Genomic DNA, 18431 nt, shown 5'->3' with positions numbered 1-18431 from the left:
GATGGGACAGTTCCATGAACATCCACGAATATCAGGCGAAGGCATTGCTTCGCTCCTACGGTGCCCCGGTTTCTGAAGGACGTGCTGTCCTGAAGGCCGAGGATGCCAAAACCGCAGCCGGCGAAATGGACGGCCCTCTTTGGGTTGTCAAAGCGCAGATCCACGCAGGTGGACGCGGCAAAGGTTCCTTCAAGGAAGCTGATGCTGGCGAAAAAGGCGGTGTCCGCCTTGCCAAGTCGGTAGAAGAAGCCGCTGAAGAAGCCAAAAAGATGTTGGGCCGCACCCTTGTGACCCACCAGACCGGTCCAGCTGGCAAACAAGTCAACCGCATCTACATCGAAGATGGGTCAGACATTGAAAACGAACTTTACCTCGCATTGTTGGTAGATCGTCAAACATCGCGCATTTCGTTTGTATGCTCGACCGAAGGCGGCATGGACATTGAAGAGGTCGCTGCGTCGACCCCTGAAAAAATCCTGTCCTTCTCCGTTGATCCGGCCACTGGATACCAAGCGTTCCACGGCCGCCGCATTGCATTCTCGCTGGGCCTTAAGGGCGCACAAGTGAAACAATGTGTGGCCTTGATGGGCAACCTCTATCGTGCTTTCGTCGAGAAAGACATGGAGATGCTGGAAATCAACCCGCTGATCGTTCTCGATGGTTCGGGTGATCTGAAAGTGCTCGACGCCAAAGTTAGCTTTGACGGCAACGCCATGTATCGTCACCCCGATATTGCGGAACTGCGCGACGAGACAGAAGAAGACGCGAAAGAGCTGGAAGCCTCTAAATACGACCTGAACTACATCGCTCTTGACGGTGAAATCGGTTGCATGGTGAACGGTGCGGGTCTGGCGATGGCCACAATGGACATCATCAAACTTTACGGTGCTGAACCTGCCAACTTCCTCGACGTCGGTGGCGGTGCCACCAAAGAGAAAGTGACCGAAGCGTTCAAGATCATCACATCGGACCCCAACGTAAAAGGCATCCTTGTGAACATCTTCGGCGGCATCATGCGCTGTGACGTCATCGCCGAAGGCGTTGTCGCTGCGGTGAAAGAAGTCGGCCTGCAGGTTCCGCTGGTTGTGCGTCTTGAAGGTACCAACGTGGAAGCTGGCAAAGACATCATCAACAACTCCGACGTTGATGTGATCGCTGCTGACAACCTCTCCGACGGTGCAGAAAAAATCGTGAAAGCGGTGAAAGGTTAAGACCCATGGCAATTCTTGTTGATGAAAACACCAAAGTAATCTGTCAGGGCTTTACCGGCTCGCAGGGCACTTTCCACTCTGAACAGGCCATCGCGTATGGCACCAAAATGGTTGGCGGCGTGACCCCCGGCAAAGGCGGCAATGACCACCATGGCCTGCCCGTCTTCAACTCGGTGCACGAAGCCAAAGCCAAAACCGAAGCCAACGCTTCTGTGATCTATGTGCCGCCCCCCTTCGCGGCGGATTCGATCCTCGAGGCAATTGACGCGGACATGGAGCTGATCATCTGCATCACCGAAGGCATTCCGGTGCTGGACATGATGAAAGTACAGCGCGCATTGGAAGGGTCTTCCAGCCGTCTGATCGGCCCTAACTGCCCCGGCGTGATTACACCGGATGCTTGTAAAATCGGCATTATGCCTGGCCACATCCACAAACGTGGATCGGTTGGTGTTGTGTCGCGTTCAGGTACCCTGACATACGAAGCCGTGAAACAGACTGCTGACATCGGCCTTGGCCAGTCCACAGCTGTTGGTATCGGTGGCGACCCCATCAAAGGCACCGAGCATATCGACATCCTTGATATGTTCCTGTCCGACGATGAGACCCAGTCGATCATCATGATTGGTGAAATCGGTGGCTCTGCAGAAGAAGAAGCCGCTGAATTCCTTGCCAACGAGCGTAAAAAAGGCCGTTGGAAACCAACTGCTGGCTTTATCGCTGGCCGCACGGCGCCTCCCGGTCGTCGTATGGGTCACGCTGGCGCGATTGTTGCTGGCGGCAAAGGTGGCGCAGAAGACAAGATCGAAGCCATGAAAGAGGCTGGTATCGTTGTTGCTGACAGCCCTGCTGGTCTCGGCGAGGCTGTACTCAAGGCAATCGGCTAAGAATAATGCCCTCCGGCGTTCGCGCCGGAGGGGTTCTCTGGGAGGAGAGGATATATCCAGATGACGTTTGGAGCGGCGATCAAAAGCGGTTTTACCAAATACGCTACCTTCTCGGGCCGCGCCGCGAGAAGCGAATACTGGTGGTTTTTCCTGTTTCTTCTACTGGGGAATATGATTGCGGGCGTTGTGGACTTTGCCCTGTTCGGCTCTTCTGTAACAACCTCGACCGACACATCCGTGGCAATTCAAGCCCAAAGCGACGGGCCCTTTGCGGCCATTTTTGCCTTGGCGACCTTTATTCCGCATCTGGCGCTTGGATGGCGCCGCATGCATGACTCGGGCCGATCCGGTCTCTACCTGTTCTTTCCATTCCTGATCACACTGGGTGTGCTTACGGTGTTGGCAATTGACGCGGGTATGACATCGCTGCTGTTTGGCGGCACCGGCCCCTTCTACAGTTCGATCACTGGAATTCTTGCGCTGATCGCGATTTTCCTGATGATCCTGTCCCCATTTATGGTTCTTTACTGGCTGACACGGCCATCACAACCCGGCACTAACGACTACGGTCCCAACCCGGCAGAGGTAACAACATGACCGAACAATCCTCCAACGACGTCTTCCATGCCTCCTCTTTCATGCAGGGGCATAATGCGGAATACCTCGAACAAATGTATGCCCGCTATGCCAACGATCCCAACGCCGTCGACGCCTCTTGGCAAGAGTTCTTTCGCCAATTGGGCGACGCAGAACTGGACGTCAAAGCCGAAGCTGCGGGTCCAAGCTGGGCACGCACCGACTGGCCGCAGGAACCTCAGGATGATCTGACATCTGCGCTGACCGGCGAATGGGCGGAACCGTCCGAGGTCAAGGGCGCTGGCGACAAAATCAAAGCCAAAGCCGCAACCAAAGGCGTCGAGGTCTCTGACGAGCAAATCAAACGCGCCGTACTGGATTCGATCCGTGCGCTGATGTTGATCCGTGCCTATCGTATTCGCGGACATTTGGTGGCCGACCTTGACCCGTTGGGCATGCGCGACACCAACAGCCACCCAGAGCTTGATCCAAAATCTTATGGCTTTTCCGAAGCCGACATGGATCGCCCGATCTTTATCGACAAGGTGCTTGGGCTGGACATTGCCACCATGCGCCAGATCGTGGATATCGTAAAACGCACCTATTGCGGCACCTTTGCCCTGCAATACATGCACATCTCGAATCCCGAAGAGGCCTCTTGGCTCAAGGAACGCATCGAGGGGCTGGGGAAAGAAATCCAGTTCACCCGCGAAGGCCGCAAAGCCATTCTAAACAAGATGGTCGAGGCCGAAGGTTTCGAGAAATTCCTGCACGTCAAATACATGGGCACCAAACGCTTTGGTCTGGACGGCGGGGAATCTCTGATCCCGGCGATGGAACAGATCATCAAGCGGGGCGGCAACCTTGGTGTGCGCGAGATCGTGATCGGCATGCCGCACCGTGGCCGTCTTTCGGTCTTGGCCAACGTCATGCAAAAACCGTACCGCGCGATTTTCAACGAATTCCAAGGCGGTAGCTTTAAGCCCGAGGACGTCGACGGGTCTGGGGATGTGAAATATCACCTCGGGGCCTCTTCGGATCGCGAATTTGATGGCAACACCGTTCACTTGTCTTTGACGGCAAATCCATCCCACCTAGAGGCCGTCAATCCGGTTGTTCTGGGTAAGGTACGCGCCAAACAAGACCAGTACAAAGATGCCGAACGCGGATCTGTGATGCCGATCCTGTTGCACGGCGATGCGGCCTTTGCCGGTCAGGGCGTCGTGGCAGAGTGTTTTGCGCTGTCTGGTCTGCGCGGGCACAAAGCTGGCGGCACGATGCATATCGTTGTGAACAACCAGATCGGGTTTACCACCGCGCCGCATTTCTCGCGCAGCTCGCCCTATCCGACAGACAACGCGCTGGTGGTTGAGGCTCCGATTTTCCACGTGAACGGCGACGATCCCGAAGCGGTCGTGCACGCCGCCAAAGTGGCCACAGAATTCCGCCAAAAGTTCCACAAAGACGTGGTTCTGGATATCTTCTGCTATCGCCGTTTTGGTCACAACGAAGGCGACGAGCCGATGTTTACCAACCCTGTGATGTACAAGAACATCAAGGGCCACAAAACCACCCTGTCCCTCTACACAGAGCGTCTGGTCACCGACGGACTGATCCCCGAGGGCGAAATCGAAGACATGAAGGCGGCGTTCCAAGCCAAGCTGAATGATGAATTCGAAACAGGCAAAGATTATAAGCCGAACAAAGCCGATTGGCTCGATGGTCGCTGGTCAGGTCTGGACCGTGAAGACGGTGATTATCAGCGCGGCAAGACCTCGATCAAACCTGAAACACTGGAAGAAGTCGGCGCATCTTTGGCACGGGTTCCAGACGGGTTTCCGATGCACAAAACCGTTGGGCGTTTGCTAGAGAGCAAAGCCAAGATGTTTAAAGACGGCAAAGGTGTTGACTGGGCTACGGCCGAAGCGCTGGCCTTTGGCTCTCTGTTGACCGAAGGCTATCCTGTGCGCCTGTCAGGCCAAGACGCAACACGCGGCACATTCAGCCAACGCCATTCGGGCATCGTGAACCAAAATACCGAAGAACGGTATTATCCGCTCAACAATATTCGCGCTGGTCAGGCACAATACGAAGTCATCGATTCTGCCCTTTCAGAATACGCTGTGCTTGGTTTTGAATACGGATACTCTCTGGCAGAACCGAATGCATTGACCCTTTGGGAAGCCCAGTTTGGCGACTTTGCCAACGGTGCCCAGATCATGTTCGATCAATTCATCTCGTCCGGTGAATCCAAATGGCTGCGCATGTCGGGATTGACAGTTTTGCTGCCCCACGGTTTTGAAGGCCAAGGCCCCGAGCACTCCTCGGCACGCCTCGAGCGCTTCTTGCAGATGTGCGGCGGGGATAACTGGATTGTGGCGAATTGCTCGACTCCGGCCAACTATTTCCACATCTTGCGGCGCCAAATCCACCGCAGCTTCCGCAAGCCGCTGATCTTGATGACGCCCAAGTCTCTGTTGCGTCACAAGCTTTGTGTCTCGAATGTCGAAGATTTCGTGACCGGATCATCGTTCCACCGTGTCTTGTGGGATGATGCAGAAAAAGGCCACTCTGACACCCAGCTTGTCGCAGACAAAGACATCAAACGTGTCGTGATGTGTTCTGGCAAAGTCTATTACGACCTGCTTGAAGAGCGCGATACACGTGGCATTGACGATGTGTATTTGCTGCGCATCGAACAATTCTATCCCTTCCCAGCCCATTCCCTGACCAAAGAGCTCGAGCGCTTTAAAGGGGCCGAAATGGTCTGGTGTCAGGAAGAGCCCAAGAACCAAGGGGCATGGTCGTTCATCGAACCAAATATCGAATGGGCCCTGACCCGCATCAAAGCAAAACACACCCGTCCGGTCTATGCAGGGCGCGCCGCTTCGGCGTCTCCGGCAACCGGACTTGCAAGCCAACACAAAGCACAACAAGCCGCGCTGGTGAACGCCGCGCTGACCATCGAAGGAAACTGATCCATGACCGAAGTTCGCGTCCCCACACTTGGCGAAAGCGTCACCGAGGCCACCGTGGCCACCTGGTTCAAAAAACCAGGAGACGCCGTCGCTGTTGACGAAATGCTGTGCGAATTGGAAACCGACAAAGTCACCGTCGAAGTTCCCGCACCTGCCGCTGGCGTGATGGGTGAAGTTATCGCTGCCGAAGGCGACACAGTAGGCGTTGATGCGCTGCTGGCCACCATCGTTGCCGGTGAAGGTGCCGCCCCTGCGCCCGCCGCAGCCGCTCCTGCAGCCGCCGCCCCAGCCGGTGGTGACTCCGTTGACGTGATGGTGCCCACACTGGGCGAAAGCGTTACTGAGGCCACCGTGTCCACATGGTTCAAAGCCGTGGGCGATGCTGTTGCCCAAGACGAAATGCTGTGCGAGCTGGAAACCGACAAAGTGTCCGTCGAAGTCCCTGCCCCTGCAGCCGGCGTTTTGGCTGAAATCACTGCCCCTGAAGGCAGCACAGTCGATGCCACAGCCAAGCTGGCAGTCATCTCGTCATCCGGTGCCGTTGTCGCCGCGCCTGCTGCTGCAGCACCTGCAGCCGCATCGACAGGCAAAGATGTAGAAAACGCCCCATCAGCCAACAAATTGATGGCGGAAAAAGGTCTTGATGCTGCAAACGTTGCCGGATCGGGTCGCGATGGCCGCATCATGAAAGAAGACGTGCTTAAGGCGGCTCTGGCCCCTGCGGCCGCACCTGCACCAGCTGCTGCGGCAGCACCACGTGCGCCTGTGCCTGCGGATGATGCCGCTCGCGAAGAGCGTGTGAAAATGACCCGTTTGCGTCAAACCATCGCGCGTCGTCTAAAAGACAGCCAGAACACAGCCGCCATGCTGACCACCTATAACGAGGTGGACATGACCGAGACCATGGCTCTGCGTAAGCAATACAAAGACGAGTTCGAGAAAAAGCACGGCGCACGCCTCGGCTTTATGTCGTTCTTTACCAAAGCCTGCTGTCATGCGCTCAAAGAAGTGCCTGAAGTGAACGCCGAAATCGACGGCACCGACATCGTGTACAAAAAATTCGTGCACATGGGCATTGCTGCGGGTACGCCCACGGGTCTGGTTGTGCCGGTCATCCGTGACGCCGATCAAATGTCCTTTGCCGAGATCGAAAAAGCGATCGCAGAAAAAGGCCGCCGTGCACGCGATGGCAAACTGTCCATGGCAGAAATGCAAGGCGGCACGTTCACCATCTCGAACGGTGGTGTCTATGGCTCGTTGATGTCTTCGCCGATCCTGAACCCACCACAATCCGGCATCCTTGGCATGCACAAAATCCAAGACCGTCCGATGGCGATCAATGGCCAAGTTGTGATCCGCCCGATGATGTATCTAGCGCTGTCGTATGATCACCGCATCGTCGACGGCAAAGGGGCTGTGACCTTCCTCGTGCGCGTCAAAGAAGCGCTGGAAGATCCCCGTCGGTTGTTGATGGATCTGTAAGCCTTGGCCAGTCGCTCACAACATAGAGCGGCATTCGGACCTCCGGGTGGGTGCGATAGCTCCCTCCCCATGGGGGTGGGGCAGGCCCTGCCGCGGAATTCGGACACAGGACGCGTGTAATGACAAACGTCGAAGCATCAAAGGTGTTCTTTGGCGTCGTTCTTGCTCGGCTTCAAAACTCGTTCCCCGCAGCGGTCCACCTGAAACTCGACGATTTGTGGCCTGATTTTGAAATATTGGCCGCAGGGTCTGGACTGTCAGTCAAAGATGGCAAGCGTTCCTCTAGGCAAGTCCCAATTGGAGAAGTCGCACAGAACGATCAGTTGAAGGTTCACTACATGAAACTCATGCTGGGCTGGATGAAGGCGGACGGATTTATTCACTCTGACCCTACTTCAGATTTCCCGTACGACTACGTTCTTTCGTCAAAGTCACTTGCTATCCTAGGGCAGCCTTTTGGTGAAGGTAAAACCACGTTGGGAGCCGCCCTTAGTCAAGCAACCGGGCGTATCGGCGAAGCTGTGCAAAATGAGATAATCTCGCAAATTGCAGACAAGGTGTTCGACGCTGCGCAAGGTTGGTTGGGTTAAAAAAGAAACTGACTGCGTCATGAACACCGACGCAATACCGACACTAAACCGACGCGATACCGACGTCGAAAAACAAAGGAAAATGACCCATGTCTCAATATGACGTCATCATCATCGGCGCAGGCCCCGGCGGCTATGTGTCGGCCATTCGCTGTGCCCAACTGGGCCTGAAAACCGCAGTCGTAGAAGGCCGTGAAACCCTTGGCGGCACCTGCCTGAACGTGGGCTGTATCCCGTCCAAGGCGTTGTTGCATGCCACGCATATGCTGCACGAAGCCGAGCATAATTTTGCTGACATGGGCCTCAAGGGCAAATCACCTTCGGTCGATTGGAAGCAGATGAAAGCCTATAAGTCCGACGTCGTGGGTCAAAACACGGGCGGCATCGAATTCCTGTTCAAAAAGAACAAGATCGACTGGATCAAGGGCTATGGCACCATTGAGGCCGCAGGCAAGGTCAAGGTCGGTGACACCACCTATGAGACCAAGAACATCGTGGTTGCGTCTGGTTCGGTTCCCTCTGCCCTGCCCGGTGTTGAGGTCGACAACGACAAAGGCATCGTGGTGGATTCCACCGGTGCGCTTGAACTGCCCAAAGTGCCCAAGAAAATGGTCGTGATTGGCGCAGGCGTGATCGGTCTGGAACTGGGGTCGGTCTATGCGCGCCTCGGGTCCGAGGTCACCGTCGTGGAATACATGGACGCCGTGTGCCCCGGCATGGATGCCGACGTGCAGCGGACGTTCAAACGTATCCTTGAAAAACAGAACCTGACCTTTGTGATGGGTGCTGCGGTGTCCGGCGTGGACGCCAGCAAAACCAAAGCCAAGGTTAAATACGCCCTCAAGAAAGCGCCTGACACAGAGGAAACTCTGGATGCCGACGTGGTTCTGGTGGCAACAGGTCGTCGCCCCTATTACGAGGGTCTGGGTCTGGACACCGCAGGCGTCAAGCTGACCGAACGCGGACAGATCGCGACAGATGCGCAGTGGCGCACAAACGTGGCTGGCATCTATGCCATCGGTGACGTGATCGAAGGCCCGATGTTGGCCCACAAAGCCGAAGACGAAGGCATGGCCGTTGCCGAGGTGATCGCTGGCAAACATGGCCACGTGAATTACGGCGTCATCCCCGGCGTGGTCTACACCACCCCAGAGGTTGCCACCGTGGGTGCCACCGAGGCTGCGTTGAAGGCCGAAGGTCGCAAGACCAAGGTTGGCAAGTTCATGTTCATGGGCAACGCACGTGCCAAGGCCGTGCATCAGGGCGACGGTTTTGTGAAGCTGATCGTGGACGCAGAAACCGACCGCGTTCTAGGATGTTCCATCATCGGACCCGGCGCAGGCGACATGATCCACGAAATCTGTGTGGCTATGGAATTTGGTGCATCCGCGCAAGACATCGCATTGACTTGCCATGCGCACCCCACCTACTCCGAGGCTGTCCGCGAGGCGGCTCTGGCCTGTGGCGACGGTGCAATCCACAGCTAAAGAACATCCTATCAACGAAAAAAGGCGCTCTTTTCAGGGCGCCTTTTTTATTGAAACTTGGGTCGCACGATTGGCCGTTATCGCGTGGTGCGCATATGTCTGGGGCTACCACATCGTCTCTGCGGCACGTGCCTGCCATGCATCGTCATAAAATGCGCCACCTTCCTGATGATCCGTCATTGCTGCCAGAATATCACCTGCTGTGGGCAAGCCCGCGCTTTGGTCTTCGCCGTCCCAAATCTGCGCACGCATAATGGCGCGGGCACATTGAAAATAGACCTCGGTAATCTTGATGACGACAACGCTGCGCGGATGTTTGCCTTTTACCTCGAAACGCGCACACATGTCAGCGTCTGCGGTAATGCGTGCACGCCCGTTCACACGCACCACATTCGTAGAGCCCGCCACCATGAACATCAGGGAAATTCGATCATCCAGAACAATATTCCGCAGGGTATCCATACGATTGTTGCCGCGCCAATCCGGCATCGCCAGCGTGTGGTCATCCAGCGCTTGGACCACGGGGCCGTCATCACCCCTCGGGCTGCCGTCTGTGCCATCCGGCCCAACAGTTGACACCACACAAAACCGCGATGCCATGATCCAGCGCCGATATTCCGGCGTGAGATAGCCGGCAACCTTGCGCAGGGACGCTGGCGCAGGCGTGCCATAAATGTCTTCCAGTTCGGAAATATCAGTGATGTACTGCATCAGGATCAAACCCCGCTTCGCGCATCAGCGCATCAGATCTTTCTTCGACGACTTGCTCGAGCTCGGCCATGAATTCGTGGCGCGGTTTTCCCGGCGCGATAGGATCAAGGAATTCCACCACCGCCACACCCGGTTTACGATACATCCCGCGTCGCGGCCAAAGAACCCCGACATTTGTGGCAACGGGCACAACCGTCTGCTGAAGTTGTTCGTACAGCACGCCCGTGCCCACCTTATAGTCAGCTTTGACACCGGGCGCGACACGTGTGCCTTGGGAATAAATAATCAGCTGACCCGCTTCTTGCCGCCCCTCGCGCACATCGCTGACCATTTTGTCGATAGCCGCCCCGCGCTTGCCGCGATCCACGGCGACACAATCCAGCAATCGGGCATATTGCCCAATCACAGGCGTGCGCAGAATTTCTTTTTTCATGATGAACTTGGCCGTCGGCATGGCTGTAAAAATCATCATAATATCCAGAAACGACTGGTGTTTGGCTGGAACAAGAACTTCGCCGGTGGGTGGTGTGCCGCGGACTTCACAGCGGATGCCAACCATCCAGCGTGCCGTCCAAAACACCCAGCGCGAATACGTCTTACAACACGCCCGCGCACCGGCTTTGCTAAACAACGCCCACGGAGCGAACGCCAAGCCCACAAGAGGCATCATTATGTACATCTGAATCACAAAAAGATACGAACGTACCCATTGAACGGCATGTCTCATTACAAACTCTCCGACAAGGTGCGACGCGCTGCAGCGCCCGTCGCAAAATAAGCAACACCGCCCGCAAGGGGTGGGATCAATAGCGGCCAGACCCATCCGGCCCCTTGAAACCCGAGGCCCGTCAAAAATCCGCCTGCGCTCTGGGCCGATGGCAACAAAAGAACGGCCCCCAGACCCAGAATGGTGCCAACGGCACCTCCGGTCAGGGCACGCAGGGTAAAGCGGCGCACAAAGGCATTCGCAATGTAACTGTCACGCGCACCAACCAACCGCAAAACCCCAATCACTTGTGCATTCGCTGCAAGGGCAGCGTTCGCAGCCAGCGTGATCATGGCCGCCGTGGACACTGCAATCAAGCCAATTGCCAACCACCCCAACAAGCGCAGACGCCCAGCAGCCTGTTCCAACGGTTTGCGCCAGCGCGTGTGATCATCGAGAATTGCGCCGGGGACTTCGGCCTGCAAGCGCAACCGCAATCCTGCTGCGTCATACCCGTCGTCTGTTTCAAGAATTTCAATCAGCTGTGGAATCGGCAAGCTATCGACGGGCAAGTCAGGGCCAAACCATGGCTCAAGCAACGCCCGCTGTTCGTCTGACGACAGGGCACGCACCGCTTCAATGCCCGGTGTGCTTTCCAAAACACGAATAGCCACGGCGGTTTGCTCTGCCACTTGGCCCGCAGGAGCCGAGATTCGTAGGGTCGAGCTGTGCGCCAGATCATCGCCCCAACGCGTCGCCAGCCGCCCCGATGCCAACGACAAGGCAAGCGCAAATACAGTCAAAAATGCCATCGTGCCCGACACAAAGGTTGTCAGACGTGCCGTAATGCCTGACGGCGGCACAACACGATCCGCATGGGCATCGCCAGAAATGAAGTCACGCGCCGCTTTGACAAAATCGGTCATAGGTCGGCCCCGGCCAGTTGAAGTTTGCGATTGGCAATCCGAAGAACACGCGCCTGAACTTTCGCCTTGGCGGCGCGGATCAAATTCATATCGTGCGTGGCGATCATGATTGTCTTGCCCATCCGATTTAGTTCGATCAGCAATTGCAAAAGGCGCTGGGACATTTCCCAATCAACATTGCCTGTAGGTTCGTCCGCCAGCACGACATCTGGCGACATGATCACTGCGCGCGCCAAAGCGGCGCGTTGTCTTTCACCACCAGATAATTCTGGCGGCAGCGAACTGGCCCGATTGCCCAGACCAACCCACTGCAAAAGCTCCTTGAGGTCTGCCACATGCTCTAGGCTATCTCGTCCCGTCACCGATAAAGGCAGAGCCACATTGTCAGCAATCGGGATATGGTCGAGAAACTGGCAATCCTGATGGACAACGCCAATCCGGCGGCGCGCCATAGCATGGTCATCACGTGTCATATCCCGCACATCTTGGTCAAACAGCCGGACCTGCCCTGACGTGGCCGTCAACGCGCCATAGCAAAGTTTGAGAAAAGTGGTTTTTCCAGATCCCGAAGGCCCCGTCAAAAAGTGGAACGATCCCGGCGAAAGCTTGAGAGAAATCTCGCTCAGCAATTCGCCTCCGCCATAGCTATAGGCTGTGTTTTCCAGTTCGATCACGTCTTTGGCCCTTTTTGGTTGCCCTGTTGTGCCCGAGCATCGCCGCGGTTTCAATCCATCCTCGCGCGGCTTTGGCCTTTCACTAACGAAAGTTCCATCATATGCTGACCCAACGAAAGTCGACTTGGGGAAATCAGAGGATCACTATGCGGTTGAGTTGCCCGAATTGCGACGCACAATATGAAGTGCCGAACGAGGTCGTCCCGCAAAGCGGGCGAGATGTCCAATGCTCGAACTGTGGGCACACATGGTTTCAGGCACATCCCGACAGCATTGAGGAAGAGGCGGCACAGGCGGCCGACCCTCGTGTCGATGACAGCTGGGATGACGAACTCGCTGCCGACGCCCCCGATCTGCCGCCCGAATTTGAGGTCCAAGAAGAAATCCAGCCCCCCGCCATGAATTTTGAGGATGAATCAGACTCGCTTGATGTTACTGACGCGCCCCAGAATGCTAGCGGCGACGAGGCCGAGATGTCACACGCGCCTGACGCGCCGTCAGAAGATCACCCCGTCGACGAGATCGATAAAGATATTTCAGAACAGTTCTTAGACGAAGATGTCGATACAGTTTCTGCTTTTGACACCCTCCTAGAAGAAGACGCCGCCGCCCCGGTACGTGAACGCAAAACGATTGATCCGGAAATTGCCGATCTCCTGCGCGAAGAGGCCGCTCTTGAAGCCAAGCTGCGCGCACATGAAAATACACTGGAGTCCCAGCCCGACCTAGGCCTGGCCGATCCAGAGCCCGTGCTCGATAGTCGCGCGGTTCAAGCTCAAGCCCGTATGAACCGCCTGCGCGGCCTCGACACATCCGACGCCCCCGAGGTCCCGACCACGGCGCCAAGCACAGACACCACGGATTCCCGCCGCCAATTGCTGCCCGATATCGAAGAGATCAACTCTACCCTGCGCTCAACAGACGAGCGATATGCTGATGATGCCGCACGGGTTGGGACACCCTCTGGCAGCCGTCAAAGTGGCTTTCGACTTGGTTTCGGTTTGGTGTTGCTTGCGGCCGCATTCGTCATTCTGGCGTATGTCTATAATCAGGCCCTCGCAGAACGCTTTCCGGCGTATCAGCCCCAAATTACCCAGTTCATGGATACGATGAACGACATGCGGCTTTGGCTGGATACACGTGTCACGAACATGATGCTGTGGCTGAATGAACAGGCGGGCACATCAACGGGCACCGAATAGGTCGACCCGCGCTATCCCGCTGCTGCAAAATTAGAACCGATCAAGTAGTCGTTTTAGATAATTACGCTCGAGAACCGGGCGGTCACTTTGCCCTGCGCGTTTGCGGATTTCATCAAGCAATCGGCGCGCTTGTCGGTACACGTCTTCGCCTTGCAACAATCCGTCTTGCGTACCTGCGGGACCTCGGGCACCGGGGCTTCGGCCCAGAGGATCTGTCGCATTTCCACGACGCGCCTGTTGTGGGTCGGACTGCCCACCCTGCCCTTGTTGTTGTGCCAAGGCATCCCCCAGATTGCGAATACCCTCGCGCATCGCGTCCATGGCTTGGGCCTGTTGGTCTATGGCCTCGGCCAGATCATTTTCTCTTAGGGCCTGCTCGGCATTTTCCATTGCATCGCCAGCCCGCCCCAAGGCTTCGCGCGCGGCATCCCCTTCTGGGGTGCCCTGCCCGGGAACACCACCTTCCAGCGCCTCCAATTGCTCGCGCAACGCTTCCTGTCTATCGGCCAGCGCACCTTGTCCCGGTTGCTGGCCCGACTCAGGGCCTGTGGATCCAGTTTCGCCTTGATCCGCTGAACCTTGTCCGGTGCCGTCGTGGGATTCGCCGCGCCCTTGCCCGCCGCTGTATCCCTCATTGTCCTGAGATTGCCCGCGATTGGCATTGGGGTTGAATTGCTCCTGAAGCTCGCGAAAGGCCTGATCAGACAGACCTTGCTGATCCTTGAGCGTCTCAGCCAGGTCTTGCATGGCCTGTTCTCCGGGGGATGGCTCCGACCCCCCTTGCCCTTGCGTGACTTGCATATTTTCCATCATCTCTTGGAACTCTTGCAACGCTTGTTGGGCCTCGGCCATGCGGCCTTGCTCCATGAGATCCTGAATGTGGTCCATCATCCGTTGCAGATCATCCTGCGACAATGTCATTGTATTTTCTGCGCTCTGCGTTTGACCATCGGGATCATCGTCAGAGTTGCGCCGCGCAAGTTCGCGCATATAATCCTGTGTCGCCTCGCGCAGTTCTTGCATCAATTGCGCGATCTCAGCGTCACTGGCCCCATTTTTCATCGCTTCCGACAACCGGTCCTGCGCGCGCTTCATCCGCGCAAACGCGTCACCAAGATCGCCTTCTTCCAGCATCAGCGCCAAGTCCCAAAGCGCGTCGGAAATTTCAGTTTGCTGTGCATCCGTCAGACCCGCAGGCGTGTATCCTTCCAGACGTCGCAAAATTGTTCGCAGCCGCAAATAGCTGGCTTTGTCGGGAAACATGCCGTCTTGCGGACGGTGCGACATGGCACGGATCAATTGCGCCACACGAGGTGCATTCTTGCGATTCCACAAGATATCACGCCGCATTTCCACAATCGCAGCAGCAAAAGGGTCAAAGAACCGGCGCGCCGGCAAAAGCATCGGCGCAGGTTCGGTGCGGCCCATTTGGTCAAGCGCATCTTCCACACGCAATTCAATTGTGACAGGCATATGCGCCCAGACATGCGCGCTATAATCTTCGATCAAAATGCCCTCGAATACCGCACGATCACCTGCGATCGGCATGGGCAACTGCGCCAACACTTCGGCTTGTGTCTCGGGGGCAAGAGCAAGTCCGTAGCGCCGATCCAAGCTGCCTAGATCAAGACCTATCCGCGCGACACCGGAGATGACCTCATAATCATCCTCTGCCACAAACGGCAGGCTCATTTCCCCGCGTGCGGATGCCTCGGCCTGACCAGACACCGCCACAGCCGGTGGCATGTCATGGGTCATTTCGATATCCCAGCGGCGCCCGTTCGGCCCGTCAATCACGATCACGCCGGACTGAACAACGACGAACTCTTGTTCCGGCTCTGCAGCACTGGGAATTTCATCTGTACGCCCAGAAACGGTTTCCGACAACGTCAGCGCGCCAACCTCGCCATACAAACGCACAAGAATACGGCTGTTTTGGGCCAGCACGACCTGCCCCGCAGGCAGATCATTCAGATACAGCGCAGGCTTTCCGGTATAGAGCGGCGGCTCGACCCATCCTTCCCAAGCTGGGCCACTTGCCACCGGTTTGGTTGCGCTTGTCATCTCGATCACACTGCGGACTTGCCCAACAGATCCAAACAGCAAGGCCACAACCAACGCGATGACCGCCACAAACCGAAGCCCAAAAGGATCCAACCGAGCCACCCGCAAATCTGGTTGCACGGGTTCAGCGGCGGCGGCTTTTTCACGCATGCGCGTCTGATGTGCGGCCCAAACAGCTTGGGCACCGGCATCATGAGCACCAATGGCGGGTTGATCCCTGAGAGCCTGCAACGGCCGCCCTGGCAATGTCGCATCAAGGCGTAGCAAGGCATCGTTCTTGGTGGGCCACGCCAGTTTGCGCATGCCGGACCACATCAGCCAACCGCCCAAACCGATCACGCCGACGCCGAGCCCCCAAAGGGTTTCAAGACCGATATGATCCTGTGCGCCCATCATCAGCGCCGCCAGAACACCAAAGCACAACGACCACAGCGGCCAAAATGCACGGGTGACAGATTCGGCGAACATTCCGGCACGCGTCAGCAAAAGCACCCGCGCCAAACGCGTCATACCTTTGTCAGACTGGTGTTTCGGACTGGTCATACATCATCCCAAAGTCCTGTAGAGCATGGGTGCCCTACAGCCACTCTGGAATGGTATCTCTATTTATCATCTCGTCCAAGGTCGGGCGTCGGCGGATAACCGCGAATTGATCTTCATGCACCAAAACCTCTGGGATCAATGGACGCGAGTTATACTCGCTCGCCATGACCGCGCCATATGCGCCTGCGCTGCGGAATGCGATCAAATCCCCCGCGACAACTGGTGGCATCACACGTTCTTTTGCAAAAGTATCGCCCGTTTCGCACACAGGACCCACGATATCATAGCGCCCCTGCTCCAGCCCTGCTTCTGGCTCGATCACAGACACAATATCATGGTGCGCTTCGTACATCGCAGGGCGGATCAGGTCATTCATCGCCGCATCGACAATCATGAACTCGCGATCTTCACCTTGCTTCACATAGATAACTTTCGAGACCAGAATGCCCGCGTTTCCAGCGATCAATCTGCCGGGTTCGATTTCGATCTCGCACCCTAAATGCCCCAAGGTTTTCTGAACCAAGGCACCGTACTCAACCGGCAACGGTGGCGCATCATTTGACCGCGTATACGGAATGCCCAAGCCGCCCCCCAGATCGAGGCGCGTGATTTCATGACCATCCGCGCGCAACGCTTCGGTCAGATCAGCGACCTTGCGATAGGCCTGTTCAAAAGGTTCAAGCTGCGTAAGTTGGCTGCCGATGTGCACGTCAATACCGACAATCTTAAGCCCCTTGAGGCGCGCGGCATGCGCATAGACTTCACGTGCGCGCGAAATCGGGATCCCGAATTTGTTTTCCGCTTTGCCCGTGGCAATCTTGGCATGCGTCTTGGCATCCACATCAGGGTTCACCCGAATCGTGATCGGGGCCACAAGCCCAAGTTCCAGCGCGACCTCGTTGATCACCGCCATCTCGGGTTCGGACTCTACGTTGAATTGCCGTATGCCGCCCGTCAGCACCGTGTGAATTTCGTCGCGGGTTTTGCCGACCCCCGAAAACACGATACGCTCGCCGGGTACGCCTGCGGCTTTTGCGCGGGCATATTCGCCGCCCGACACGACATCCATTCCCGCCCCAAGCGCGGCAAGTGTTTTCAAAATCGCCTGATTGCTTGCCGCTTTCATCGCATAACACACCAGATGCGGCATGCCGCTTAGCGCATCATCGAACAGTTTAAAGTGACGCGTCAAAGTTGCCGAGGAATAGCAATAAAACGGTGTGCCAACTTGCGCCGCAATTTCTGCGACAGGAACGTCTTCGGCAAAAAGCGCGCCGTCCCGATAAAGAAAATGATCCATGCCCAGCGCCCTTTGCCATCCAAAACCGCACCCCTCATAGCCAGAGGGCGACGCGCAATCAATTGCCCATCAGCTTTCTTGAGTAAATTTGCCTATCATCGCCCCAATTGGACCCGCTCAGGATACAACAGCTCTAGCGAACTGGGCGTGAGCGCAAAAACAGATACAGTGGTAATCCGCAGCTTACCCCGATCAGGAATGTCGCCGGAATGGCGACAAGGCTGCTCCAGTTTCGGCGGACCGCGACTTCGGCGACGATCCAGAGTGTCAGGGCAACAGCGGAAATCACCAAATCCCAGACCAGACCCGTCGTCGCAAAAGACACCTTCCACGCGGCAAACAACGCCATGACGTCAAAGTTGTTGTCCATAAGCCAGGGGATGAAATACGCCATGGGATGCACGGCACCCCAAATCGCCAAGCCAAGGTAAACCGCTCTGAGTGCTGACATTCTAATCCCTATGAAACAGTTTCCCAATCAAGTGTTACACGGCGCATCCCGTGTTGCAAAGAACGTTGGAACCTACCAACACCCGTTGCGGCCACATCCTCGGCCAACGTTGATCGAGACAGGGCCTTTGTGAACCCCTACATTGCCTGACGTATAGACTCCGCCAGACCCCATCCCAATTGTCGTCGACATCGTTGGTGTCCATGGCTCGCCGTCAGCACCGCACGCCGCCAAAGCACCTGCCAATACTAGGCCCATAATTATCCGCATCATGAAACCACCCGCTATCGGCCATACCCGCAATTTGCGCCGCCCATGCACATTCCGCTTTTGCTATAACCGCCACGCGTAGTACTTTCCCAATCGGAATTCGTGGTGCTTTGACAAGCCGCCAAGGCCATCAAGGCCGATATAAGAACCAATATCTTCATCATTCTTGCCCTTTCTGATCCGCACTTCGAACGGAGAGCCGCAAACACCTTCTGCGGCCGACCGTAAGTTTATCGCGCTCTATAAACACCGCCAACGCGCACCGAGCCACTAATGCTCACTCCGTTTGATGGCGATGTCTCCGCTTGCGTCGCAGGCGGGTAATATACATCTACAGGATCACAGCCTGCCAATGTCACCAAACTTATTATTC

16 protein-coding genes are annotated in these 18431 nt (G+C 56.4%); 8 read left to right on the top strand and 8 right to left on the bottom strand.

Translation table 11 applies throughout. From position 1 onward, the window contains the following. Positions 1 to 14 precede the first annotated feature (14 nt). The 7 genes from sucC (at position 15) to lpdA (ending at position 9211) form a co-directional block, all read left to right on the top strand. The gene (gene sucC / locus FAP39_RS00690) at positions 15 to 1211 is read left to right on the top strand and encodes an ADP-forming succinate--CoA ligase subunit beta (protein WP_138014439.1); all 1197 of its coding nucleotides are present in this window, start codon (positions 15 to 17) and stop codon (positions 1209 to 1211) included. Between the two features lie 5 nt (positions 1212 to 1216). Beyond that, a complete protein-coding gene (sucD, locus tag FAP39_RS00685) occupies positions 1217 to 2098 on the top strand; it encodes a succinate--CoA ligase subunit alpha (protein ID WP_138014438.1) in 882 nt (293 codons plus the stop codon). 60 nt (positions 2099 to 2158) lie between these two features. Next, complete coding sequence (locus tag FAP39_RS00680; protein WP_138014437.1) at positions 2159 to 2695, top strand: DUF805 domain-containing protein; 537 nt, start codon at positions 2159 to 2161, stop codon at positions 2693 to 2695. Beyond that, entirely contained in the window at positions 2692 to 5652 is a 2961-nt protein-coding gene (locus FAP39_RS00675) for a 2-oxoglutarate dehydrogenase E1 component (RefSeq protein WP_138014436.1), read from the top strand. Before FAP39_RS00680 ends, FAP39_RS00675 begins: the two co-directional genes overlap by 4 nt. Positions 5653 to 5655: 3 nt before the next feature. Continuing rightward, on the top strand, positions 5656 to 7134 hold the full coding sequence (gene odhB, locus FAP39_RS00670) for a 2-oxoglutarate dehydrogenase complex dihydrolipoyllysine-residue succinyltransferase (RefSeq protein ID WP_138014435.1): 1479 nt from the start codon (positions 5656 to 5658) through the stop codon (positions 7132 to 7134). Between the two features lie 119 nt (positions 7135 to 7253). Next, positions 7254 to 7724 carry a hypothetical protein gene (locus FAP39_RS00665; protein WP_138014434.1) on the top strand — a complete coding sequence of 157 codons (471 nt, stop codon included), beginning with the start codon at positions 7254 to 7256 and terminating at the stop codon, positions 7722 to 7724. Positions 7725 to 7813: 89 nt separating this feature from the next. Next, on the top strand, positions 7814 to 9211 hold the full coding sequence (gene lpdA / locus FAP39_RS00660; protein WP_138014433.1) for a dihydrolipoyl dehydrogenase: 1398 nt from the start codon (positions 7814 to 7816) through the stop codon (positions 9209 to 9211). Positions 9212 to 9316: 105 nt separating this feature from the next. On the opposite strand, the gene FAP39_RS00655 is transcribed toward lpdA, so the two are convergent. The 4 genes from FAP39_RS00655 to FAP39_RS00640 are packed head-to-tail and all read right to left on the bottom strand — an operon-like array spanning position 9317 to position 12228. Then, complete coding sequence (locus tag FAP39_RS00655) at positions 9317 to 9922, bottom strand: pyridoxamine 5'-phosphate oxidase family protein (protein WP_138014432.1); 606 nt, start codon at positions 9920 to 9922, stop codon at positions 9317 to 9319. Then, complete coding sequence (locus FAP39_RS00650) at positions 9906 to 10649, bottom strand: lysophospholipid acyltransferase family protein (RefSeq protein WP_138014431.1); 744 nt, start codon at positions 10647 to 10649, stop codon at positions 9906 to 9908. Before FAP39_RS00650 ends, FAP39_RS00655 begins: the two co-directional genes overlap by 17 nt. Further along, on the bottom strand, positions 10649 to 11554 hold the full coding sequence (locus FAP39_RS00645) for a cell division protein FtsX (protein WP_138014430.1): 906 nt from the start codon (positions 11552 to 11554) through the stop codon (positions 10649 to 10651). The genes FAP39_RS00650 and FAP39_RS00645 overlap by 1 nt, the downstream gene beginning before the upstream one ends. Continuing rightward, positions 11551 to 12228: a cell division ATP-binding protein FtsE gene (locus FAP39_RS00640; protein WP_138014429.1), complete on the bottom strand. Its 678-nt coding sequence runs from the start codon at positions 12226 to 12228 to the stop codon at positions 11551 to 11553. The genes FAP39_RS00645 and FAP39_RS00640 overlap by 4 nt, the downstream gene beginning before the upstream one ends. A 146-nt stretch (positions 12229 to 12374) precedes the next feature. Between FAP39_RS00640 and FAP39_RS00635 the strand changes: the two genes are divergently transcribed. Then, positions 12375 to 13430: a zinc-ribbon domain-containing protein gene (locus FAP39_RS00635; RefSeq protein WP_171006752.1), complete on the top strand. Its 1056-nt coding sequence runs from the start codon at positions 12375 to 12377 to the stop codon at positions 13428 to 13430. A gap of 30 nt (positions 13431 to 13460) precedes the next feature. Here FAP39_RS00635 and FAP39_RS00630 read toward each other — a convergent pair whose 3' ends face one another. The 4 genes from FAP39_RS00630 to FAP39_RS00615 all read right to left on the bottom strand — a co-directional run bounded on the left by FAP39_RS00630 (position 13461) and on the right by FAP39_RS00615 (position 18061). Next, complete coding sequence (locus tag FAP39_RS00630; protein WP_138014427.1) at positions 13461 to 16037, bottom strand: DUF4175 domain-containing protein; 2577 nt, start codon at positions 16035 to 16037, stop codon at positions 13461 to 13463. Positions 16038 to 16071: 34 nt separating this feature from the next. Further along, positions 16072 to 17337: a diaminopimelate decarboxylase gene (gene lysA / locus FAP39_RS00625; RefSeq protein ID WP_138014426.1), complete on the bottom strand. Its 1266-nt coding sequence runs from the start codon at positions 17335 to 17337 to the stop codon at positions 16072 to 16074. A gap of 133 nt (positions 17338 to 17470) precedes the next feature. Next, positions 17471 to 17788, bottom strand: a complete 318-nt coding sequence (locus FAP39_RS00620; RefSeq protein ID WP_138014425.1) for a DUF2834 domain-containing protein — start codon at positions 17786 to 17788, stop codon at positions 17471 to 17473. Between the two features lie 72 nt (positions 17789 to 17860). After that, the gene (locus tag FAP39_RS00615; RefSeq protein ID WP_138014424.1) at positions 17861 to 18061 is read right to left on the bottom strand and encodes a hypothetical protein; all 201 of its coding nucleotides are present in this window, start codon (positions 18059 to 18061) and stop codon (positions 17861 to 17863) included. Positions 18062 to 18431 lie beyond the last annotated feature (370 nt).

This window comes from Shimia litoralis, from assembly GCF_005518135.1.
GTDB lineage: Bacteria > Pseudomonadota > Alphaproteobacteria > Rhodobacterales > Rhodobacteraceae > Shimia_E > Shimia_E litoralis.
Note: the sequence above shows the minus strand (reverse complement) of the source record. Positions and strands in the feature narration are given on the sequence as shown.